At 60.4% G+C, this 22,429-nt stretch carries 23 protein-coding genes; all 23 read left to right on the forward strand.

From position 1 onward, the window contains the following. Positions 1 to 42 precede the first annotated feature (42 nt). The 23 genes from AC1MDC_RS19750 to fliM all read left to right on the forward strand — a co-directional run bounded on the left by AC1MDC_RS19750 (position 43) and on the right by fliM (position 22,427). Positions 43 to 969, forward strand: coding sequence for a ketoacyl-ACP synthase III (locus AC1MDC_RS19750; protein ID WP_227234836.1), 927 nt, complete (start codon positions 43 to 45; stop codon positions 967 to 969). A gap of 86 nt (positions 970 to 1,055) precedes the next feature. Beyond that, positions 1,056 to 2,348, forward strand: coding sequence for a motility associated factor glycosyltransferase family protein (locus AC1MDC_RS19755; RefSeq protein ID WP_480393534.1), 1,293 nt, complete (start codon positions 1,056 to 1,058; stop codon positions 2,346 to 2,348). Continuing rightward, a complete protein-coding gene (locus AC1MDC_RS19760; protein WP_085699477.1) occupies positions 2,345 to 2,611 on the forward strand; it encodes a hypothetical protein in 267 nt (88 codons plus the stop codon). Before AC1MDC_RS19755 ends, AC1MDC_RS19760 begins: the two co-directional genes overlap by 4 nt. A gap of 243 nt (positions 2,612 to 2,854) precedes the next feature. Then, entirely contained in the window at positions 2,855 to 3,715 is an 861-nt protein-coding gene (locus tag AC1MDC_RS19765; RefSeq protein ID WP_085699475.1) for a flagellin domain-containing protein, read from the forward strand. A gap of 71 nt (positions 3,716 to 3,786) precedes the next feature. After that, complete coding sequence (locus tag AC1MDC_RS19770; RefSeq protein ID WP_085683005.1) at positions 3,787 to 4,143, forward strand: flagellar protein FlaG; 357 nt, start codon at positions 3,787 to 3,789, stop codon at positions 4,141 to 4,143. Positions 4,144 to 4,224: 81 nt separating this feature from the next. Next, positions 4,225 to 5,688: a flagellar filament capping protein FliD gene (gene fliD / locus AC1MDC_RS19775; protein ID WP_085699472.1), complete on the forward strand. Its 1,464-nt coding sequence runs from the start codon at positions 4,225 to 4,227 to the stop codon at positions 5,686 to 5,688. 129 nt (positions 5,689 to 5,817) lie between these two features. Then, positions 5,818 to 6,216: a flagellar export chaperone FliS gene (gene fliS / locus AC1MDC_RS19780; RefSeq protein ID WP_085699470.1), complete on the forward strand. Its 399-nt coding sequence runs from the start codon at positions 5,818 to 5,820 to the stop codon at positions 6,214 to 6,216. Positions 6,217 to 6,226: 10 nt separating this feature from the next. Then, positions 6,227 to 6,523 (forward strand): flagellar protein FliT, encoded by a 297-nt coding sequence (gene fliT, locus AC1MDC_RS19785; RefSeq protein WP_085683003.1) that lies wholly within the window; start codon positions 6,227 to 6,229, stop codon positions 6,521 to 6,523. A gap of 172 nt (positions 6,524 to 6,695) precedes the next feature. Beyond that, positions 6,696 to 8,171 (forward strand): sigma-54 dependent transcriptional regulator, encoded by a 1,476-nt coding sequence (locus AC1MDC_RS19790; protein ID WP_003222863.1) that lies wholly within the window; start codon positions 6,696 to 6,698, stop codon positions 8,169 to 8,171. Between the two features lie 110 nt (positions 8,172 to 8,281). Continuing rightward, positions 8,282 to 9,493, forward strand: a complete 1,212-nt coding sequence (locus tag AC1MDC_RS19795) for a sensor histidine kinase (RefSeq protein ID WP_480393535.1) — start codon at positions 8,282 to 8,284, stop codon at positions 9,491 to 9,493. A 5-nt stretch (positions 9,494 to 9,498) separates the two neighbouring features. Then, entirely contained in the window at positions 9,499 to 10,890 is a 1,392-nt protein-coding gene (locus AC1MDC_RS19800) for a sigma-54-dependent transcriptional regulator (RefSeq protein WP_085699466.1), read from the forward strand. A 128-nt stretch (positions 10,891 to 11,018) separates the two neighbouring features. Next, positions 11,019 to 11,348, forward strand: coding sequence for a flagellar hook-basal body complex protein FliE (gene fliE / locus AC1MDC_RS19805; protein WP_480393536.1), 330 nt, complete (start codon positions 11,019 to 11,021; stop codon positions 11,346 to 11,348). 15 nt (positions 11,349 to 11,363) lie between these two features. Further along, positions 11,364 to 13,151 (forward strand): flagellar basal-body MS-ring/collar protein FliF, encoded by a 1,788-nt coding sequence (gene fliF / locus AC1MDC_RS19810; RefSeq protein WP_480393537.1) that lies wholly within the window; start codon positions 11,364 to 11,366, stop codon positions 13,149 to 13,151. Continuing rightward, a complete protein-coding gene (gene fliG, locus AC1MDC_RS19815; protein WP_007958288.1) occupies positions 13,144 to 14,163 on the forward strand; it encodes a flagellar motor switch protein FliG in 1,020 nt (339 codons plus the stop codon). The genes fliF and fliG overlap by 8 nt, the downstream gene beginning before the upstream one ends. Positions 14,164 to 14,167: 4 nt before the next feature. Beyond that, entirely contained in the window at positions 14,168 to 14,974 is an 807-nt protein-coding gene (fliH, locus tag AC1MDC_RS19820) for a flagellar assembly protein FliH (RefSeq protein ID WP_085699461.1), read from the forward strand. After that, positions 14,964 to 16,322, forward strand: a complete 1,359-nt coding sequence (fliI, locus tag AC1MDC_RS19825; RefSeq protein ID WP_085699459.1) for a flagellar protein export ATPase FliI — start codon at positions 14,964 to 14,966, stop codon at positions 16,320 to 16,322. Before fliH ends, fliI begins: the two co-directional genes overlap by 11 nt. A gap of 6 nt (positions 16,323 to 16,328) precedes the next feature. Then, positions 16,329 to 16,778: a flagellar export protein FliJ gene (fliJ, locus tag AC1MDC_RS19830; RefSeq protein WP_085699457.1), complete on the forward strand. Its 450-nt coding sequence runs from the start codon at positions 16,329 to 16,331 to the stop codon at positions 16,776 to 16,778. 101 nt (positions 16,779 to 16,879) lie between these two features. Beyond that, the gene (locus AC1MDC_RS19835; protein ID WP_011333053.1) at positions 16,880 to 17,179 is read left to right on the forward strand and encodes an STAS domain-containing protein; all 300 of its coding nucleotides are present in this window, start codon (positions 16,880 to 16,882) and stop codon (positions 17,177 to 17,179) included. Between the two features lie 5 nt (positions 17,180 to 17,184). Further along, a complete protein-coding gene (locus AC1MDC_RS19840) occupies positions 17,185 to 18,888 on the forward strand; it encodes an ATP-binding SpoIIE family protein phosphatase (RefSeq protein ID WP_480393538.1) in 1,704 nt (567 codons plus the stop codon). A gap of 30 nt (positions 18,889 to 18,918) precedes the next feature. Further along, entirely contained in the window at positions 18,919 to 19,266 is a 348-nt protein-coding gene (locus tag AC1MDC_RS19845; RefSeq protein ID WP_085699453.1) for an Hpt domain-containing protein, read from the forward strand. Positions 19,267 to 19,371: 105 nt separating this feature from the next. Beyond that, positions 19,372 to 20,733 (forward strand): flagellar hook-length control protein FliK, encoded by a 1,362-nt coding sequence (locus AC1MDC_RS19850; protein WP_480393539.1) that lies wholly within the window; start codon positions 19,372 to 19,374, stop codon positions 20,731 to 20,733. A 212-nt stretch (positions 20,734 to 20,945) separates the two neighbouring features. Further along, positions 20,946 to 21,449, forward strand: coding sequence for a flagellar basal body-associated protein FliL (gene fliL / locus AC1MDC_RS19855; RefSeq protein ID WP_085699449.1), 504 nt, complete (start codon positions 20,946 to 20,948; stop codon positions 21,447 to 21,449). 9 nt (positions 21,450 to 21,458) lie between these two features. Next, positions 21,459 to 22,427 carry a flagellar motor switch protein FliM gene (gene fliM / locus AC1MDC_RS19860; protein WP_003222890.1) on the forward strand — a complete coding sequence of 323 codons (969 nt, stop codon included), beginning with the start codon at positions 21,459 to 21,461 and terminating at the stop codon, positions 22,425 to 22,427. Positions 22,428 to 22,429: the final 2 nt, after the last annotated feature.

Consider the following 22,429-nt stretch of genomic DNA (forward strand, 5'->3'; position numbering starts at 1 on the left):
TGCGAGCGGTGGTATTGGGCTGTTTATTATTGGGAAGCCGTAATGATTGGCATAAAAAGCATTGCGAGCTACGTTCCTGTAGCCGGCGTGGACAATTACGCACAAGGTGCAAAATTCGAGAAGGATGAAGAATTCATCCTCGGCAAGATCGGTTCGGCCTTCCTGCCACGTAAAGACGCAGAACAGGAAACGTCCGATCTGTGCGTTGAAGCGGCCAATGCGCTGTTTGCCAACAACCCTGAGCTGAAACGTGAATCCATCGATGCGCTGATCGTCGTGACCCAGAACGGTGACGAAGAAGGCTTGCCGCATACTGCTGCAATCGTGCAGGACAAGCTTGGCCTGCCGACCCATGTCGCGGCGTTTGATATTTCCCTGGGCTGCTCCGGTTACGTCTACGGCATCTACGCGATCAAGGGCTTCATGGAAGCCGCCGGCCTGAAGAACGGCCTGCTGATCACCGCTGACCCGTATTCGAAGATCGTCGATCCGGAAGACCGCAACACCACCATGTTGTTCGGCGACGCCGCCACCGCCACCTGGATGGGCGAAGATCCGGTCTGGGCGCTGGGCAAGGCCAAGTTCGGCACCGACGGTTCCGGCGCACCGCACCTGAAAGTCACCGATGGCGTGTTCTTCATGAACGGGCGTCAGGTGTTCAACTTCGCGCTGCTCAAAGTGCCGGCGCATCTTCACGAACTGCTCGACGATTCCGGTCTCAAGGCCGATGACATCGATGCCTTCTGCATCCACCAGGGCAGTGCGGCGATTGTCGACGCCGTGGCGCGGCGCTTCGAAGGCGAGCCGGAGAAGTTCATCAAGGACATGGTCGAGACCGGTAACACCGTGTCGTCCAGTGTGCCGTTGCTGCTGGAGAAGCACGTGCTTGATTCCGACTGGAATCGCATCGCGATCAGTGGTTTCGGTGTCGGACTGTCGTGGGGTTCGGCGATTATCTATCGTCCTTGAATCCACCAAAAACGACGGATACAAAAAGAGCGTTCAAGGGGTAACCTTGAACGCTATTTTTTTGCCTGAAGGGAGCGCGAGGCACCATGAGCGAGTTTTTCCAGGCCAACGCTGAAGTCATCGAACGACGCTGGCCGGCGCTGTTCGCACGATTGCTGAACGAAGAAAGTTCGACGATCGAGGCCGAACTGACGCAAGGGTTGGGCTCGACGCTGAGCATCGGCGGCATTCAGCTCACCAGTCGTCATGATCGTGTCCGGGAGGCGCAGATTCAGGCCGCTAGCCTGCCGACGGACAAGCCGCAGCTGCACGTCTACGGCACCGGCCTGGGTGATCTGCCCACGGTGCTGCTGGAGCGCGCCGGGCTTGAGCGACTTTACGTACACATCCTCAATGGCGCGCTGTTTGCTCTGGTGCTGCAACTGCTCGATCAGCGTGAGTGGCTGCAGGATTCGCGGGTTGAATTGCTCTTCGCCGGCGACCTGCCCGACATCTGCACGCCGTTCTTCGCATTGCCTGCCGAAATGCTGCTGGCCGATGACTTCAACGCGAAGATTCGTGATCGACTGGTCAGCGAAGTGCACCTGAGCTTCAACAACCGTGAATTCGATCCGCAGTCACCGTTCATTCAACAGCGTCTGCAGGATTGCTTGCCGGTATTGCTCGCTGACGATGATGTGGCGACGTTGTTCGGTACCTGTGCCGGTCGGGAGATTTATGTGATCGGCACCGGACCGACCCTTGAGCAGCATTTCGAGCGACTGGCCGCGATTCGCGAGCGGGCCGGGCGTCCATTGTTCATCTGTGTCGATACCGCTTACCGCCCGCTGCGTGAGCACGGGATCGTGCCCGACTACGTGGTGAGCATCGACCAGCGCATCAGCTTCCGGCATTTGCCCTTTGAAGAGTCCGACGGCATCCCGCTGGTGTATTTGCCGATGAGCGACCCTGAGGTGTTGAGGGCATGGAAGGGCAAGCGCTACGGCGGTTATTCGCTGAGTCCGGTCTATGCGGCGTTGCGTGAGCTGCACCCAAGAGCGCTGCTGCATGTGGGCGGCAGTGTGATTCATCCGGCGGTGGATCTGGCGGTGAAGATGGGCGCGGCGCGGATCACGCTGTTCGGCGCCGATTTTGCCTTCCCGATGAACAAGACCCACGCCGGCTGGAGTGACGGTGACCTGGGCCCCTCGGTGAATCAGGCGCGACACTGGGTGCGTGACGGCTTCGGCGAGCGTGTCAGTACGCAGCTCAATTTTCGCGGTTATCTGTGTGTGCTGGAGCGATACATCGCCAGTCAGCCGCACGTCGAGTTTTTCAACAGTAGCCGCGCAGGTGCGTTGATTGCCGGGACGCGTTTCAATCAGGAGTTCGTGCAATGAGTGCGCTGCAAGGCTGTATCGACGAATGCCGGCGGTGCGCCGGCCTGTTTCGCCTGGGGCGCGATGTCGAAGCGGCGCTGGAGATGGTGGATGTATTCGAAGGTGCACAGCAATTGCTGGTGTCCGCTTCGCCGGATATCCAGCAGTCGTGGGCGCAAGTGCTCACGCGAATGCTCGAATGTCAGGAGTGCCAGGACTGGCTCGGGCTCGCCGATTTCATGGAGTACGAATTGATCGGGTTGCTGGAAAATTCTGCGGCTTGAGAAAAGCCGACAGCACTGGCCCGCAGGTTTGCGCCACGGACGGTTTTATGACGTCATTTTTTCGAAGGTAAAGTGCTGCTAAGTCTTTGTTTTCTTGGGGGTGGCAGGTTGATGGCAAATTTTTTCAAAAAAGCCCTCAAGCAACCTGCAAACCCGACGATAACTATTACGAAGGTTCTCTAGGCCATACCCGGCGGTTGCCAGGGCCGGAAGCCGCAGTACCCAACCAACGAGGAATTCGTCATGGCTTTAACAGTAAACACCAACACCACGTCGTTGAACGTTCAGAAAAACCTGAACCGCGCTTCCGACGCTCTGTCGACTTCGATGCAGCGCCTGTCTTCCGGCCTGAAAATCAACAGCGCTAAAGACGACGCCGCTGGCCTGCAGATCTCCAACCGTATGTCTTCCCAGATCCGCGGTAACACCCAGGCAATCCAGAACGCCAACGACGGTATCTCCGTTGCCCAGACCGCTGAAGGCGCTCTGCAAGCTTCGACCGACATTCTGCAGCGTATGCGTGAACTGGCTGTTAAAGCACGTAACGGTACCAACGGTACTGCTGACCAGACCGCTACCAACGCTGAATTCGCTCAGATGTCTGACGAAATCACCCGTATCTCGGCCGCTACCAACCTGAACGGCAAAAACCTGCTGGACGGTTCGGCTGGTACTGTGACTCTGCAAGTGGGTGCAAACACCGGTTCGGCTAACCACATCGACCTGGTACTGAGCTCCAAGTTCGACGCCGTCAGCCTGTCCGTAGGTAGCGGTACTGTAGTTCTGACCGGTACTTCGGGTACTGGTGCTGGTTCTGCTGCGCAGAACATCGACAACGCGATCACTGCAATCGACGCCGCTATCGCTGCAATCGGTGCAACTCGTGCCAGCCTGGGTGCTTCGCAAAACCGTCTGACCAGCACCATCCAGAACTTGCAGAACATCACCGAGAACACCACTGCTGCACAAGGTCGCGTACAAGATACCGACTTCGCCGCAGAGACTGCTAACCTGACCAAGCAGCAAACCCTGCAACAGGCTTCGACCTCTGTTCTGGCCCAAGCCAACCAACTGCCTTCCGCTGTACTGAAGCTGCTTCAGTAATTTCGGAATGAGTTTTAGCGGGGGAGTGCGCTTGCGTGCTCTCTCGCTTTTTACGTTATGAGGTGATGAGCATGGACATGAGCGTCAAGCTTAACGTGTCTTATCCGGCTCCCAAGCCAGCCAATACCGTTGCTGACAAGCCGGTGGAAACGAAGCCTCAGACCGTTGAAGCGGTTCCTGCCTCGAAAAAGAGCCAGGAAGCCGATGAAAACAAGCTGAAGCTGGCGGTGCAGGAGATCGAGAAGTTCGTTCAGTCGATCAAGCGCAATCTGGAGTTCTCGATCGATGAGCATTCCGGGAAGGTCATCGTCAAGGTGATCGCAAGCGAGACGGGCGAGGTCGTACGACAGATCCCTTCCGCAGAAGCCCTGAAGCTGGCAGACAGCCTCGCCAACGCAAGTCACGTGTTGTTCGACGCCAAAGTCTGATAACTGGCATGAATAGTGTTTGAAGTTCTTTAGGCGCCGGCAAGGGTCAAAAGACTGGCAACAACCCCAAGGGAGATGCACATGGCAAGTCCAATTTTACCGGGTTCGGGCCTGGGCTCCGGCCTGGACATCGGTGCAATCGTTACTGCGCTGGTCAATGCCGACAAGTCGCCGAAGCAGACGCAGATCGATAATGCGACTAAAACCAACACGCTGAAGATTTCCGGTATCGGCACGTTGAAGAGTGCGCTGACCGCATTCCAGACCGCGATGACCAATCTGGGCAGCAAGACCAATCCAGCGTTTGCCGGTTACACGGCAACTTCGGGCACTCCGGCCGTTCTGGGGGTTTCTGCGGATAACACCGCCGTCTCGGGTACTTACAGTGTTGTTGTGAATAATCTGGCTACCGGCTCGAAAATAGCCAGTGCATCCTTTGCCGGCGGTGCTGCCAGTGCCATTCCGAGTGGTACCCTGAAAATCACTCAGAATGGCACTGATTACAATGTCACGATCCCGGCCAATGCCACCTTGCAGAGTACCCGGGATGCGATTAACTCGGCTCAGGCCGTCAACGGTATTTCCGCCAACATTGTGACCGACAGCTCGGGTGCTTCGCGCCTGGTGATCAGTTCGAGCAAGACTGGCGCCGGCTCCGACATGAAAGTCAGCGGCATTGCCGGCCTGGAAATCGACGGTACCCAGTCGATGGGCTCCAACCCGGCCGCCGGTGACTCCGGCGCGGTCAATGGCCTCGCCAAGGATGCGTCGCTGACCATTGATGGTCTGGCGGTGACCAGCAAGAGCAACACGGTTACCGGTGCTATCAGCGGTCTGACGATGAACCTGGTAACGGCCAGCCCGGGTACGCCACCGACACCTGTCACGGTGACTGTCGACGGTAATACCAAAGGTTTGCAGACGTCGGTTCAGGCGTTCGTCGATGCCTACAACACCTTGAAAAACACCATCGACACCTTGTCCAAGGCGACCCCGGACGAAGATGGCAAGCTGACCGTTCAGGCGGCGTTCACCGGTGACTCCCTGGCGCGCTCGCTGGTTGCCGATATCCGTGGGCAAATTACCGCCCCGAGTGCAACCGCTGGCAGCCCGATAGCCTATCTGTCGCAGTTGGGGGTCATGACCGACCGCAATACCGGTAACCTGACGTTCGACACGACTGCATTCAACAAGGCCATGGCTACGCCGGGCATGAGCGGCAAGGTCCAGGAGATGTTCACTGGCACCAACGACACCAATGGTCTGTTGGCGCGCATGAGCAAGGCCGTGGATCCTTACCTCAAGGCTTCGGCCGATGGCAAGACCACCACCGGCCTGCTGGATCAGCGCCTGACTATCCTGAACAACAACACACGTAACCTCACTTCCCAGCAACTGGCGCTGGATCTGCGTGTGGCCAACCTGACCAAGACATTGACTGCCAAGTACAACGCCATGGACTTGCTGGTAGGGCAAATGAAGGCTACGGCGAGCAACATCACGTCGTTCTTCAGCTCGCTGAATGCTCAGCAATCCGCGAAGTAATATGCAAGAGCGACAAAAACCCGGCTACGCTTTCGAGCGTGCGCCGGGTTTTTGTCTTATGGCCTAAAGTTTTTCGACTCGCTGGCGATACACTGTTCATACGAGTCATTGTGGCAAATGAGGTAGAACATGAATCCGATGTTAGCCCTTCGGCAATACCAGAAAGTAGGTGCGCAGGCTCAGACGTCCGAAGCCAGCCCTCATCGCCTGGTGCAAATGCTGATGGAAGGCGGCCTGGACCGTATCGCCCAGGCCAAGGGTGCGATCGAGCGCAAGGATATTCCTGCCAAGTGCACGTCGATCAGCAAGGCCATTGGCATCGTCAGCGGCCTGCGTGAAGGCCTGGATCTGGAAAATTGCGCGGATACGCTGGCAGATCTGGATGGTCTTTACATCTACATGATGAAGCGTCTCGCCGAGGCGAACATCAGCAGCGACCCGCGTATTCTGGACGAGGTTGCCGGCTTGTTGAGCACGGTAAAAGAAGGCTGGGACGCCATTGCTCCTACGCCTGCTCCTCAGTTTTAAGGAGATCATCATGAGTCTTGTATTGCAGCGAATCGAAGAAACCCGAGTGGCGTTGGTCGGTGCCCTGGCCGAGCGCAACTGGGAGGCGATCGGTCAACTGGATCTCGATTGCCGTTCCTGCATGGAAGATGTCATGAGTGAGGCGTCTCTTGATGAAGTAGCGCTGCGGGACAATCTTGAGGAGTTGCTGCACGTGTACAAGCAGCTGCTTGAAGTCGCCATGGGTGAGCGTCAGGCGATAGTCGACGAGATGTCGCAGATCACCCAAGCGCAGAATGCGGCAAAGGTTTACCATCTGTTTGGTTAATTAACCCTCAGTTAATCCAGACATGTGCGCCATAAATTTGACTGTGCACGGTTTTTTGACTTAACTAGTGGCTGTTTTCAGATTTCAGGCGTCTACAGGCACAAGGTGTCCTGCAAGCGTCTCGCTTGCCCCTCATTTTGGGCATTGAGTTGACTAGGGAAGTTGCTATTGCATGTGGCGTGAAACCAAAATTCTGCTGATCGATGACGATAGCGTCCGCCGCCGCGACCTGGCGGTGATCTTGAATTTTCTTGGCGAAGAAAATTTACCCTGCGGAAGCCATGACTGGCAGCAGGCAGTCGGCTCTTTGTCGTCTAGTCGTGAGGTCATTTGCGTACTGATCGGGACGGTCAATGCTCCTGGTGCGCTTTTGGGCCTGTTAAAGACACTCTCAACCTGGGATGAGTTCCTTCCGGTTTTGCTGATGGGCGATAATTCTTCGGTTGACTTGCCCGAAGACCAGCGCCGCCGGGTACTTTCGACCCTCGAAATGCCGCCGAGCTACAGCAAACTGCTGGACTCCCTGCACCGCGCCCAGGTCTATCGCGAGATGTACGACCAGGCCCGCGAGCGCGGCCGTCATCGTGAGCCCAACCTGTTCCGTAGTCTCGTCGGCACCAGCCGCGCGATCCAGCACGTGCGTCAGATGATGCAGCAAGTGGCCGACACCGACGCCAGCGTACTGATCCTCGGCGAGTCCGGCACCGGCAAGGAAGTGGTTGCGCGCAACCTGCATTACCATTCCAAGCGCCGCGACGCGCCGTTCGTGCCGGTCAACTGTGGCGCAATCCCGGCCGAGTTGCTGGAAAGCGAGCTGTTCGGTCACGAGAAGGGTGCCTTCACCGGCGCGATCACCAGCCGTGCCGGTCGTTTCGAGCTGGCCAACGGCGGTACGCTGTTCCTCGATGAAATCGGCGACATGCCGCTGCCGATGCAGGTCAAGCTATTGCGTGTGCTGCAGGAGCGCACCTTCGAGCGCGTGGGCAGCAACAAGACCCAGAGCGTCGACGTGCGCATCATCGCGGCGACCCACAAGAATCTCGAAAGCATGATCGAGATCGGCACCTTCCGCGAAGACCTCTACTATCGCCTGAACGTGTTCCCGATCGAGATGGCGCCGCTGCGTGAGCGCGTCGAAGACATTCCGTTGCTGATGAACGAGCTGATCTCGCGCATGGAGCACGAGAAGCGCGGTTCGATCCGCTTCAACTCTGCTGCGATCATGTCTCTGTGCCGCCACGGCTGGCCGGGCAACGTCCGCGAGCTGGCCAACCTGGTGGAGCGCATGGCGATCATGCATCCGTACGGGGTGATCGGCGTTGTCGAGCTGCCGAAGAAATTCCGCTACGTCGACGACGAAGACGAGCAAATGGTCGACAGCCTGCGCAGCGATCTGGAAGAGCGTGTGGCGATCAACGGCCATACGCCGGACTTCACCGCCAACGCCATGCTGCCGCCGGAAGGTCTTGACCTGAAGGACTACCTCGGTGGTCTGGAGCAGGGCTTGATCCAGCAGGCGCTGGACGACGCCAACGGCATCGTGGCCCGCGCCGCCGAACGCCTGCGCATTCGCCGCACCACGCTGGTGGAGAAGATGCGCAAGTACGGCATGAGCCGTCGTGAAGGAGATGAACAGGCGGATGATTGACGCCTGTTTTTCAACTGCTTCATTTATAAGCGGTTTTTTTTAGGCACGGGTATTGCTACATCCCTCGCAACGTTCCGTTTAACTGACGGTCAGCCAAGCGAGAGAGCACAATGCCCCAAGCCTCCCAGATGTCTTCTGTCCCCGAGTCCTCGGGGCAACTGCCGTCCGTAGAGCAGGCGAGCCGCCAAGGGCTTGAGCAGGCATTCGCCCTGTTCAATCAGATGTCCAGCCAGCTGACCGACTCCTACAGCATGCTCGAAGCCCGGGTCACCGAGCTCAAGGGCGAGCTGGCCGTAGTCAGCGCCCAGCGCATGCAGGAACTGGCGGAAAAAGAACGGCTGGCCAACCGTCTGCAAAACCTTCTCGATCTGTTGCCCGGTGGCGTCATCGTCATCGACGGTCACGGCATCGTGTGCGAGGCCAATCCCGCCGCCATCGAATTGCTTGGCCTGCCGCTGGAAGGCGAATTGTGGCGCCATGTCATCGCCCGTTGCTTCGCGCCCCGTGAAGATGACGGCCACGAAATTTCCTTGAAAAACGGTCGACGCCTGTCGATTGCCACCCGCTCGCTGGATGCCGAGCCGGGGCAGTTGGTGCTGCTCAACGACCTGACTGAAACCCGTCACTTGCAGGATCAGTTGGCCCGCCACGAGCGACTGTCGTCCCTGGGGCGGATGGTCGCGTCGCTGGCTCATCAGATTCGCACGCCGTTGTCCGCCGCGCTGCTGTACGCCAGTCATTTGACCGAGCAGCAATTGCCGGTCGCCACCCAGCAGCGTTTCGCCGGGCGCCTCAAGGAGCGCCTGCACGAGCTGGAGCATCAGGTGCGCGACATGTTGGTGTTCGCTCGCGGTGAGCTGCCGCTGACCGACCGCGTCACGCCAGGCGCCTTGATGCAGTCGTTACAGGCTGCGGCGCTGACCCATGTGCAGGATCTGCCGATTCGCTGGCAGTGCGACAGCCACGCCGGCGAGTTGCTGTGCAACCGCGACACGCTGGTCGGGGCGTTACTCAATCTGATTGAAAACGCGATTCAGGCGAGTGCCGGCGAGGTGCGTCTGAAGGTGCATTGTTATACCCGCGACAACACCTTGCGCCTGTGTGTGAGTGACAGCGGCAGCGGTATCGATGCGGCAGCGCTGGCGCGGTTGGGCGAGCCCTTTTTCACCACCAAAGTCACCGGCACCGGCCTGGGCCTGACCGTGGTCAAGGCCGTGGCGCGTGCGCATCAGGGAGAATTGCAGCTGCGTTCGCGGGTCGGGCGCGGTACGTGCGCGCAGGTCATCCTGCCGTTGTTTTCTGCTGTACAGGGAGCTGAGTGAAGGTCATGGGCATCAAGGTTCTGCTGGTCGAGGATGACCGCTCGTTGCGCGAGGCGCTGGCCGATACGCTGTTGCTGGCCGGCCACGACTACCACGCAGTGGGTTCGGCCGAAGAGGCGCTGAAGGCCGTCGAGCGCGAAGCGTTCAGTCTGGTGGTCAGCGACGTCAACATGCCGGGCATGGACGGCCATCAATTGCTCGGCTTGCTGCGCGCGCGGCAGCCGCAATTGCCGGTGCTGCTGATGACCGCCCATGGCGCGGTCGAGCGCGCGGTCGATGCGATGCGCCAGGGGGCGGCGGATTATCTGGTCAAACCGTTCGAGCCCAAGGCCCTGCTGGATCTGGTAGCGCGTCACGCCCTGGGCAGTCTCGGTATCAGCGACGCTGAAGGGCCGGTCGCGGTCGAGCCCGCCAGTGCTCAATTGCTGGATCTGGCGGCGCGGGTCGCACGCAGCGATTCCACCGTGCTGATCTCCGGCGAGTCCGGTACCGGCAAGGAAGTGCTGGCGCGCTACATTCACCAGCAGTCTCATCGCGCCAGTCAGCCGTTCATTGCGATCAACTGTGCGGCGATCCCGGACAACATGCTCGAAGCGACCCTGTTCGGTCACGAAAAAGGCTCGTTCACCGGCGCCATCGCAGCCCAGGCCGGCAAGTTCGAACAGGCGGACGGCGGCACCATTCTGCTCGATGAAATTTCCGAAATGCCCCTGGGCTTGCAAGCCAAGTTGCTGCGGGTGTTGCAGGAGCGGGAAGTGGAGCGGGTCGGTGCACGCAAGCCGATCACCCTCGATATTCGCGTGGTGGCGACCACCAACCGGGATCTGGCCGGCGAAGTCGCGGCGGGGCGGTTTCGTGAAGACCTTTACTATCGTCTGTCGGTATTTCCCCTGGCCTGGCGTCCGTTGCGCGAGCGCACCGCCGATATCCTGCCGCTGGCCGAGCGGCTGTTGGCCAAACACGTCAATAAAATGAAGCATGCAATGGCGAAGTTCTCGCCCGAGGCGCAAGCGTGCCTGATCGGTTATCCGTGGCCGGGCAACGTGCGCGAGCTGGATAACGCGGTCCAGCGGGCCTTGATTCTCCAGCAGGGCGGGTTGATCCAGCCGCAGGATTTCTGTCTCTCCGGGCCTGCGCTGTTCGCTCCATTGCCGGCGGTTGCGCCGGTTGTACCGGTCATTCGCGAAGTCGAGATCGAGGCGGACTCGGCCGGTGCGCTGGGCGATGACCTGCGTCGCCGCGAGTTCCAGATGATCATCGACACCCTGCGCACCGAGCGCGGTCGGCGCAAGGAAGCGGCGGAAAAACTCGGCATCAGCCCGCGCACCCTGCGTTACAAACTGGCGCAAATGCGCGATGCGGGCATGGATGTCGAAGGCTACCTGTTCGCGACCTGACCAGTGGCGCAAACGTTTGAAACGGCTTTTCTGAAAGCGGTGCCCATGAGCTGGCACCGTTGTTGCTAACACCTGAGTACCCGCCGAGTGAGTGTCAAAAAATTGCGGGCCGCCCAAGAGAGTAGACCATGAGCCAAGGTATTGAATTTAATCGGTTGATGATGGACATGAAGGCCATGCAAATGGACGCCATGTCGAAGCCGAAATCGACTTCCGCTGCCCCGGAAGTGGCAGGCAGCAACTTTTCCGACATGCTCGGTCAGGCCATCAACAAAGTGAACGATACCCAACAGGCTTCGAGTCAATTGGCCAACGCGTTCGAAATCGGCAAGAGCGGCGTCGATCTGACGGACGTGATGATTGCCTCGCAAAAAGCCAGCGTGTCGTTCCAGGCCCTGACCCAGGTGCGCAACAAGCTGGTTCAGGCTTATCAAGACATCATGCAGATGCCGGTTTAAGGACGAGATTGAGTCATGGCAGAAGCAGTCGCCGATAACGTTCCGGCCAAGGCCACCCCGATAGACGGCAAACCGCCGCTGTTCGGCCTGTCCTTCCTGGAAAACCTCTCCGAGATGACCGTGCTGCGTCAGGTGGGCCTGTTGGTCGGCCTGGCCGCGAGCGTGGCGATTGGCTTTGCCGTGGTGCTGTGGTCGCAGCAACCGGACTACCGGCCTCTGTACGGCAGCCTTGCCGGCATGGACGCCAAGCAGGTCATGGACACTCTGGCCTCCGCCGACATTCCCTACACCGTCGAACCGAACTCCGGCGCCTTGCTGGTCAAGGCCGATGACCTGTCCCGTGCGCGACTGAAACTTGCGGCCGCTGGTGTCACTCCCAGCGACGGCAACATCGGTTTTGAAATTCTCGACAAGGAACAGGGGCTGGGCACCAGCCAGTTCATGGAAGCGACCCGTTACCGTCGCGGCCTCGAAGGTGAGCTGGCCCGCACCATTTCCAGCCTGAACAACGTCAAGGGCGCGCGCGTTCACCTGGCGATCCCGAAAAGTTCGGTGTTCGTGCGTGACGAACGCAAGCCAAGCGCTTCGGTACTGGTCGAGTTGTACTCCGGTCGTTCGCTGGAGCCTGGCCAGGTGGTTGCCATCATCAACCTCGTGGCAACCTCCGTTCCCGAGCTGAGCAAATCGCAGATCACCGTCGTCGACCAGAAGGGCAACCTGCTGTCGGATCAGGCGGAAAACGCCGAAATGACCATGGCCGGCAAGCAGTTCGATTACAGCCGCCGCATGGAAAGCATGCTGACCCAGCGTGTGCACAACATTCTGCAACCGGTACTGGGCAACGATCGCTACAAGGCTGAAGTCTCGGCCGACATTGATTTCAGTGCCGTCGAATCGACCGCCGAGCAGTTCAACCCGGATCAACCGGCCCTGCGCAGCGAGCAGTCGGTCAACGAACAACGCACCGCCAGCAATGGCCCGCAAGGTGTGCCGGGTGCCCTGAGCAACCAGCCGCCGTCGCCGGCTTCGGCACCGCAAACCACCGGTGGCGCAGCGGCCCCGGCGAGCATGGTGCAACCTGGCCAGCCACTGGTTGATGCCAACGGTCAGCAGATCATGGACCCGGCCACCGGCCAGCCAATGCTCGCGCCGTACCCGGCGGACAAGCGTCAACAATCCACCAAGAACTTCGAGCTCGACCGTTCCATCAGCCATACCAAACAGCAGCAGGGTCGCCTGAATCGCCTGTCGGTGTCGGTCGTGGTGGACGATCAGGTCAAGATCAACCCGGCCAACGGCGAAACCACCCGTGCGCCGTGGAGCGCCGACGAATTGGCGCGCTTCACCCGTCTGGTGCAGGACGCCGTCGGCTTCGATGCCAGCCGTGGCGACAGCGTCAGCGTGATCAACATGCCGTTCTCCGCCGAGCGCGGCGAAGTGATCGCCGACATTCCGTTCTACTCCCAGCCATGGTTCTGGGACATCGTCAAACAAGTGCTGGGCGTGTTGTTCATCCTGGTGCTGGTGTTCGGCGTGCTGCGTCCGGTGCTCAACAACATCACCGGTGGTGGCAAAAGCAAGGAGCTGGCCGGTCTGGGCGGCGACATGGAACTCGGTGGCATGAGCGGTCTGGATGGTGAACTGTCCAACGATCGCGTCAGCCTCGGCGGCCCGACCAGCATCCTGCTGCCGAGCCCGAGCGAGGGTTATGACGCTCAGTTGAACGCAATCAAGAGTCTGGTGGCAGAAGATCCGGGTCGTGTGGCCCAGGTCGTGAAAGAGTGGATTAACGCAGATGAGTGATAACCGAGCCGCCGTCGCCAAACTGTCCCGGGTCGATAAAGCCGCGATCCTGCTGCTGTCCCTGGGTTCGACCGATGCCGCACAAGTGCTGCGCCACATGGGCCCCAAAGAGGTCCAGCGCGTGGGTGTGGCCATGGCCCAGATGGGCAACGTCCACCGTGAGCAGGTCGAGCAGGTCATGAGCGAGTTCGTCGACATCGTCGGCGACCAGACCAGCCTGGGCGTCGGCTCCGACGACTACGTGCGCAAAATGCTCACCCAGGCCCTGGGTGAAGACAAGGCCAACGGCCTGATCGACCGTATTCTGCTGGGCGGCAACACCAGTGGCCTCGACAGCCTGAAATGGATGGAGCCGCGCGCCGTTGCCGACGTGATCCGTTACGAGCACCCGCAGATCCAGGCGATCGTGGTCGCGTACCTCGATCCGGATCAGGCCGGTGAAGTGCTGGGCAACTTCGACCACAAGGTGCGTCTGGACATCATCCTGCGCGTCTCGTCGTTGAACACCGTACAGCCGGCCGCGTTGAAAGAGTTGAACCAGATCCTCGAGAAGCAGTTCTCCGGCAACTCGAACGCCTCGCGCACCACCCTGGGAGGCATCAAGCGGGCGGCGGACATCATGAACTTCCTCGACAGCTCGATCGAAGGCCAGCTCATGGACTCGATCCGCGAAGTCGACGAAGACCTGTCCGGTCAGATCGAAGACCTCATGTTCGTGTTCAACAACCTGGCCGATGTCGACGACCGCGGAATCCAGGCGCTGTTGCGCGAAGTGTCTTCCGATGTGCTGGTGCTGGCCCTCAAGGGTTCGGACGAAGGCGTCAAGGAGAAGATCTTCAAGAACATGTCCAAGCGTGCCGCCGAACTGCTGCGCGACGACCTCGAGGCCAAGGGCCCGGTGCGCGTCAGCGACGTGGAGACCGCGCAGAAGGAAATCCTCACCATCGCCCGCCGTATGGCCGAAGCCGGAGAAATCGTGCTCGGTGGCAAGGGCGGCGAGGAAATGATCTAAGCCCATGGACAAGCATGACGACGATGTGACGGACCTGATCCGTGCCCGGGACGTCCGCGGCTTCGATACCTGGGCCTTGCCCAGCTTCGACCCGCCGAAACCGGAGCCCGAGCCGGAACCGGAGCCTGAACCGCCGGAAATGGAAGAAGTGCCGCTGGAAGAGGTCCAGCCACTGACTCTGGAAGAACTCGAAAGCATCCGTCAGGAAGCCTACAACGAGGGCTTCGCCATCGGCGAAAAGGAAGGCTTTCACAGCGCCACCCTCAAGGTGCGTCAGGAAGCCGAAGTGGTCCTGACGGCCAAGGTCAACAGCCTTGAGCAACTGATGGGCCACCTCTTCGAACCCATCGCCGAGCAAGACACCCAGATTGAAAAGTCGCTGGTCGACCTCGTGCAGCACATCGCCCGTCAGGTGATCCAGCGCGAACTGGCCATCGACTCGACGCAGATCGAACACGTCATGCGCGACGCCCTCAAGCTGTTGCCGCTGGGCGTGGGCAATGTGCGGCTGTACGTCAATCCGCAGGATTTCGAACAGGTCAAAGCCTTGCGCGAACGTCATGAGGAAACCTGGCGCATCGTCGAGGATGAATCGCTGCTGCCGGGCGGTTGCCGGGTCGAGACCGATCATAGCCGGATCGACGCCAGCATCGAAACCCGCGTCAGCCAGGTCATGGCCAAGCTGTTCGACCAGTTGCACGAACAGGCCCTGCACCCGGCTGCACCGGATCTGAGCCTGGACCTGCCGGAGTCGCCAAAACCGGCACCGGTCGCAGAAGAGCCGCTCGCGGACGCCCCCGATGCGCCTTGAACGCACCAGCTTCGCCAAGCGCCTGAGCACTTACGCCGAGGCCACCGAAATCGCCGGCGCGCCGATCCTCGAAGGGCGCCTGCTGCGCATGGTCGGCCTGACGCTCGAAGCCGAAGGCCTGCGCGCCGCCATGGGCACCCGCTGCATGGTGATCAACGACGACACCTATCACCCGTCCCAGGTTGAAGCCGAAGTCATGGGCTTTTCCGGCAGCAAGGTGTTCCTGATGCCGGTCGGCAGCGTGGCCGGCATTGCGCCGGGCGCCCGTGTGGTGCCGCTGGCTGACACCGGTCGCCTGCCGATGGGCATGAGCATGCTCGGTCGCGTACTGGACGGCGCCGGACGTGCGCTGGACGGCAAGGGCGGCATGAAGGCCGAAGACTGGGTGCCGATGGACGGCCCGACCATCAACCCGCTCAACCGTGACCCGATCAGCGTGCCGCTGGATGTCGGCATCCGTTGCATCAACGGTTTGTTGACGGTCGGTCGTGGTCAGCGTCTGGGCCTGTTCGCCGGTACCGGTGTCGGTAAATCGGTGCTGCTGGGCATGATGACCCGCTTCACCGAAGCCGACATCATCGTCGTCGGCTTGATCGGTGAGCGGGGTCGTGAGGTTAAGGAATTCATCGAGCACATCCTCGGTGAAGAAGGCCTCAAGCGTTCCGTGGTGGTGGCGTCGCCGGCGGACGATGCGCCACTGATGCGTCTGCGCGCGGCGATGTATTGCACGCGGATCGCCGAGTATTTCCGTGACAAGGGCAAGAACGTCCTGTTGCTGATGGATTCCCTGACCCGTTTCGCCCAGGCCCAGCGGGAAATCGCCCTGGCCATCGGCGAGCCGCCGGCGACCAAGGGTTATCCGCCGTCGGTATTCGCCAAACTGCCGAAACTGGTGGAGCGCGCCGGTAACGCGGAGAAGGGCGGTGGGTCGATCACCGCGTTCTACACCGTATTGTCCGAAGGCGATGACCAGCAGGACCCGATCGCCGACTCCGCGCGGGGTGTACTCGACGGGCACATCGTGCTGTCGCGGCGGCTGGCCGAGGAAGGTCATTACCCGGCCATCGATATCGAAGCCTCGATCAGTCGGGTGATGCCGGCGGTGGTGTCGCCGGAACACATGACTCGCGCGCAATACTTCAAGCAGCTGTGGTCGCGCTATCAACAGAGTCGCGACCTGATCAGCGTCGGCGCCTATGTCGCGGGCGGCGACCGCGAAACCGACACGGCCATTTCCCTTCAACCGCAGCTGGTCAGGTATCTGCGTCAGGGTCTCAACGACAACATCAGTCTGGGTGAAAGCGAGGCGTACCTCAGCACGATTTTCGCCCCGGCGGCCGGCGGGTAATCCGTCATGGCCCTGAGTCGAGCCGCGCGCCTGGCGCCGGTGGTGGACATGGCCGAGAAGGCCGAGAAAACCGCCGTGCAGCGCCTGGGTTATTTTCAGGGTCAGGTGAAAGTGGCCGAGAGCAAACTCGCCGACTTGCATGCCTTCCGTCTGGATTACTCCGAACAATGGATCGTGCGTGGCAGCACCGGCGTGTCCGGGCAATGGCTGCTCGGTTTTCAGGGCTTTCTCGCGCAACTCGACACCGCTGTCGATCAGCAGCGCCAGAGCCTGCAATGGCACCAGAACAACCTGGACAAGGCTCGTGATGCCTGGCAGCAGGCATTCGCCCGGGTCGAAGGTCTGCGCAAGCTTGTACAACGCTATATGGAAGAAGCGCAGCGCGCCGAAGACAAGCGCGAACAGAAGCTGCTGGACGAATTGTCCCAGCGTTTGCCGCGCCACGAGGCGTTTTGACGGGCAGATCTCGCACAAATCCCGACGCCATCGCGCCTTGCCCATGGCCCCTCCAAGTGCTAAACCTTGTACACGTTCGTCAATGACAAGGAAGCCAGTACATGTCAGTCGTTACAGAAGTTTCTGCGGACAAGAAAAAACTGACGATTTCGGTCAAGGGGCGATTCGATTTCGCCAAGCATCAGGAATTTCGCCAATCCTACGAAAAAGAGCAGCCCGAGTCGGTGATTGTCGACCTCAAGGAGGCGACTTATCTCGACAGTTCGGCACTCGGCATGCTGCTTCTGTTGCGTGATCACGTCGGTGGCGACGACTCGGAAATTCGCGTGGTCAACAGCAGTTCCGACGTGAAGAAAATCCTCGCCATCTCCAACTTCGACAAACTGTTCGACATCAGTTGACGGCCATGCAGCCGCAAGAGCCGCTGACAATCCTGATCGCCGAAGACAGTGCCGCCGACCGGCTGCTGTTGTCGACCATCGTCCGTCGTCAGGGGCATGAAGTGCTGACGGCCGCCCACGGTGCGGAGGCGGTCGAGGCGTTTATCCGGCAAAAGCCGCATCTGGTGCTGATGGACGCCATGATGCCGGTGATGGACGGGTTCGAAGCCGCGCGGCAGATCAAGAAGCTGGCGGGTGAGAGCCTGGTGCCGATCATCTTCCTCACCTCGCTGACCGAGAGTGAAGCCTTGGCCCGTTGCCTTGAGGCCGGCGGTGACGACTTTCTGGCGAAGCCTTACAACCAGGTGATCCTCGCCGCCAAAATCAAGGCGATGGATCGCTTGCGGCGTTTGCAGGCCACGGTTCTTCAGCAACGCGACCTGATCGCCAGGCATCACGACTATCTGCTCAACGAGCAACGGGTCGCCAAGGCCGTATTCGACAAGGTCGCGCATTCCGGTTGCCTGAGCGCACCGAACATCCGTTACCTGCAATCGCCCTATGCGCTGTTCAACGGCGATCTGTTGTTGGCCGCGTACACCCCGTCCGGCGACATGCATGTGTTGCTCGGTGACTTCACCGGTCATGGATTGCCCGCGGCCGTCGGCGCGATGCCGCTGGCCGAAGTGTTCTATGGCATGACCGCCAAAGGTTACGGTCTGGCCGAGACCCTGCGGGAAATGAACGCCAAGCTCAAGCGCATCCTGCCGGTGGACATGTTCTGTTGCGCCACGCTGTTGTGCCTGAGTTTTCAGCGACGTTCGGTGGAGGTCTGGAACGGCGGCATGCCTGACGGTTATCTGCATTGCCTCGCCACCGGGGAGCGTACGCCGCTGGCGGCACGCCACTTGCCGTTGGGGGTGCTCAGCCCGCAGACCTTCGATGACCGCACCGAGGTTCACCCGATGGCGGTGGGTGACCGGGTATTCCTGCTCTCGGACGGCGTCATCGACACCTGCGATGCCAACGATCAGTTGTTCGGTGTCGAGCGCTTGCGCAAGGTGTTCGCCGCCAATCGCCAGCCGGATCGGCTGTTCGAGGAAATCGAGCAGGCGTTGCAGGACTTTCGCGGCCAGGCCCGGGACGATGTGAGCATGGTCGAGGTCAGCCTGCTGGAAATGGCGCAGGTCAATCCAACGGCGCCGGTGTATTCCGACAGTGGCCAGTCCTGTCCGCTGGACTGGTCGGTGAGCTTCGAATTTCGCGGTGCCACGCTCAAACGCTTCAATCCGCTGCCTTACCTGTTGCAGTTGCTGCTTGAGGTGCATGGCTTGCGGGCGCAGAGTGGCGCACTGTACAGCGTGCTGGCCGAGCTTTATTCCAATGCGCTGGAACATGGCGTGCTGGGTCTGGATTCGAGCCTCAAGCGCGATGCCTCAGGTTTCGCCCGTTATTACGAGCAGCGCAATGCGCGCCTCGAGGCCTTGCAGGACGGTTACGTGCGCGTGCATTTGCAGGTGCGGCCGGAAGGCGAGGGCGGTTGTCTGGTGGTGCGGGTCGAGGACAGCGGCCAGGGATTCGATGTCTCGCGCGTGATGGAGCAGCCGCTCGACGATGTCCGTCTGTCGGGACGCGGTGTCAGTCTGATCCGGCAGTTGAGCAAAAACCCGAGCTGGTCGGACGATGGTCGCAGTGCTCGCGTGGAGTTTTTCTGGGAGGCTCTGGCATAATCCGCGCATTCTTGATCAAGGAGTGAACAAGTGGCTGATACACATGTGGACCACGAGGCGCTAAGCGCGCTGCGGGAAGTGATGGAAGACAGCTATCCGGAACTGCTGGATACCTTTCTTGCCGATTCCGAAAATCGCTTGCGGGAGTTGCAGCAGACTGCCGATGCCGATGCATTGTCATCCGTTGCGCACAGCTTCAAGGGCAGCAGCAGCAACATGGGCGCGATTCGTCTTGCGGTGTTGTGCCAGGAGCTGGAACAGCATGCCAAAGACAAAAGCCCTTCTGAAATCATCAAGCTGGTCGCCGATATCCATAGCGAATTCGCCGATGTGCGGCCCGTTTATGTCGCCGAGCGGCAGCGCTCGCTGACCCACTGAACCTGCCGTCGGGCGGTTTTGTCGCAATTCTGACGAAACTGGCCCGGCACTTGCAGTCATCTATCCCAACTGTACCTACGATCCCAGTGCAGCGGAGACCGTGCCATGCCTGCAAGCCCCAACATTCTTCTTCAGACCGCCGCCCAGGCCAAGGCACAAGCTGCCTCGGCCAAATCATCGGCAGTGGCCGCAGAGCCCGGGGACAAGGCCTCCAGCTTCGCTCAGGTGTTCGCCGATCAAGGCCCGAACAAACCCTCGGTGAGCGTCGACAATTCGGCCAAACCTGCCCGTGACAAGGTTGCTGACAACAGCGGCAAGAAAGACCTGGGCAAGGATCAGTCTGCCGCCCCGGCGCCGGCGGTTGCCGATAGCGGCAAAGCCTTGCCCGCCGACAAACCGGCGACGGCGGCAACGGACGACAAGACTGCTGCTGATGACGACACTGCCGACACCGCGCCGGCCCCTGTTGCCGAAACGGCGCCGGTGGACCCGGCACTGGTGGCAGCAGTAGAGCCCGTCGTTACCGCACCGGTAGCCGCCACCCCTGTCGTCGATACCGCTGCGAAACCGGAAACCGATCAACCTGCCCTGGCGGCATTGCCGGGTATGGTCAAGGATCCGGCACCGGCCACTGACCCGGCTTTCGACCCCGAGGCGGATCCGCTGGATTCGCTGCCTGCCGTGCGCATGGCCATGGAGCAGAGTGGGCACATTTCCGCGTCCAGTCAGTCTCAACCCAAGGCCACCCCGGCCCAGGCTCAGGCTGACGGTGAATTGACCTCGGCGCAGAACTTCGCTGCCGGCATGGCCAGCATGCTTGATGTGCAGGCGGACAAGGACAGCACCAGCCAGGGCGGCGAAAAGGCATTCAGCGGTCTGATCGATGACGGCCTGAAAGACCTGAAGACTGCCACCAGCGACACCCGCGTGGATGATTTCGCCAACCGTCTGGCGGCGCTGACTCAGGCTGCCACGCCGAAAACCGCCAACGCGGTGCCGGTGAACCAGCCGATTGCCATGCACCAGAACGGCTGGACCGAAGAAGTGGTCAACCGCGTCATGTACCTGTCGAGCAACAACCTGAAGGCGGCTGACATCCAGTTGCAGCCGGCCGAGCTGGGACGGCTGGATATTCGGGTGAACATGGTGCCGGACCAGCAGACCCAGGTGACCTTCATGAGTGCGCATCCGAGCGTGCGTGAAGCCCTCGACGGTCAGATGCACCGCCTGCGCGAGATGTTCACCCAGCAAGGCATGGGGCAGGTCGACGTCAACGTTTCCGACCAGAACCGTGGCTGGCAGGGCCAGGGCCAGGAGCAGGCGCAACAAGGCCAGACGGGGCGCACCCGTGCTGCTGGTGGTCGCCTGGACTCTTCGGAAGAAGAGTTGACGTCTGCGACCGTGGCTGAAGCGACCGCTACGGCCACACACGTGATCGGCTCCAGCGCTGTCGACTACTACGCCTGATATTCAAGGCAAATTAACTGTGGGAGCGAGCTTGCTCGCGAAGGCTTTTTGACGAACAACACCTGTGTTGAATGTTAAACCGCTTTCGCGAGCAAGCTCGCTCCCACAGTTGTTTGCGCTGCCCCTGTCTACCCCTCCAACACTTCTGGCATAACACTTGCTCTTGCCTTGCCGTGCGACTGTGAAAACCCGATTAGTGACGGATTATTGGCATGGCGAAGAGCGAAGCTGCAGCAGTAAAAGACCCCGCAACCAAAGGCAAACTCAAGCTGATCATCATGATCGTGCTGGGTCTGTTGCTGGCGATCGGTACGTCCGTGGGGGCGACCTGGTTCTTCATGCACAGTGCCCAGAGCAAGCCCCAGGCGGCCGCCGAAGCGGCGCCGGTCGGCAAGCAACCGGCGATTTTCGAGCCGATGGCGCCGGCCTTCGTGGCCAACTACAACCAGAACGGCCGTCAGCGCTACATGCAGGTGAGCATCACCATGCTGGCGCGCAATCAGGCGGATCTGGAAGCGCTCAAAGTGCACATGCCGGTAATCCGCAACAACCTGGTGATGCTCTTCTCCGGTCAGGATTTCGCCACGCTGGCGACCCCGGTCGGTCAAGAGATGCTGCGCCAGAAGGCCACAGCCAGCGTCCAGGAAGTGGCGCAGAAAGAGCTGGGCAAAGTGGTGATCGAACAGTTGCTTTTCACTAATTTCGTACTGCAGTAGGAACACGACATGGCCGTGCAGGATCTGCTGTCCCAGGATGAAATCGACGCGCTGTTGCATGGCGTCGACGATGGTCTGGTACAGACCGATAACGCTGCCGAACCCGGCAGTGTCAAAAGCTACGACCTGACCAGCCAGGATCGCATCGTCCGTGGACGCATGCCGACTCTGGAAATGATCAACGAGCGTTTTGCCCGCTACACCCGTATCAGCATGTTCAACATGCTGCGCCGCTCGGCGGACGTTGCCGTCGGTGGCGTACAGGTGATGAAGTTCGGCGAATACGTGCACTCGCTGTACGTGCCGACCAGCCTCAATCTGGTCAAGATCAAACCCCTGCGCGGCACCGCGCTGTTCATCCTCGACGCCAAACTGGTGTTCAAGCTGGTGGACAACTTCTTCGGCGGCGACGGCCGTCACGCCAAGATCGAAGGGCGTGAATTCACCCCGACCGAACTGCGCGTGGTGCGCATGGTGCTGGAGCAGGCGTTCGTCGATTTGAAAGAAGCCTGGCAGGCGATCATGGAAGTCAACTTCGAGTACATCAACTCGGAAGTGAACCCGGCCATGGCCAACATCGTCGGCCCGAGCGAAGCGATCGTGGTTTCCACGTTCCACATCGAACTCGACGGCGGTGGCGGCGACCTGCACGTGACCATGCCGTACTCGATGATCGAGCCGGTGCGTGAAATGCTCGACGCCGGTTTCCAGTCGGACCTCGACGACCAGGACGAACGCTGGGTCAACGCCCTGCGCCAGGACGTGCTGGATGTCGACGTGCCGATCGGCGCCACCGTGGCTCGCCGTCAGTTGAAACTGCGCGACATCCTGCACATGCAGCCGGGTGACGTGATTCCGGTCGAAATGCCGGAAGACATGATCATGCGCGCCAACGGCGTGCCGGCCTTCAAGGTCAAGATGGGCTCGCACAAAGGCAACCTCGCGTTGCAAGTGATCGAGCCGATCGAGCGCCGCTGAAG

This window comes from Pseudomonas sp. 1, from assembly GCF_056626735.1.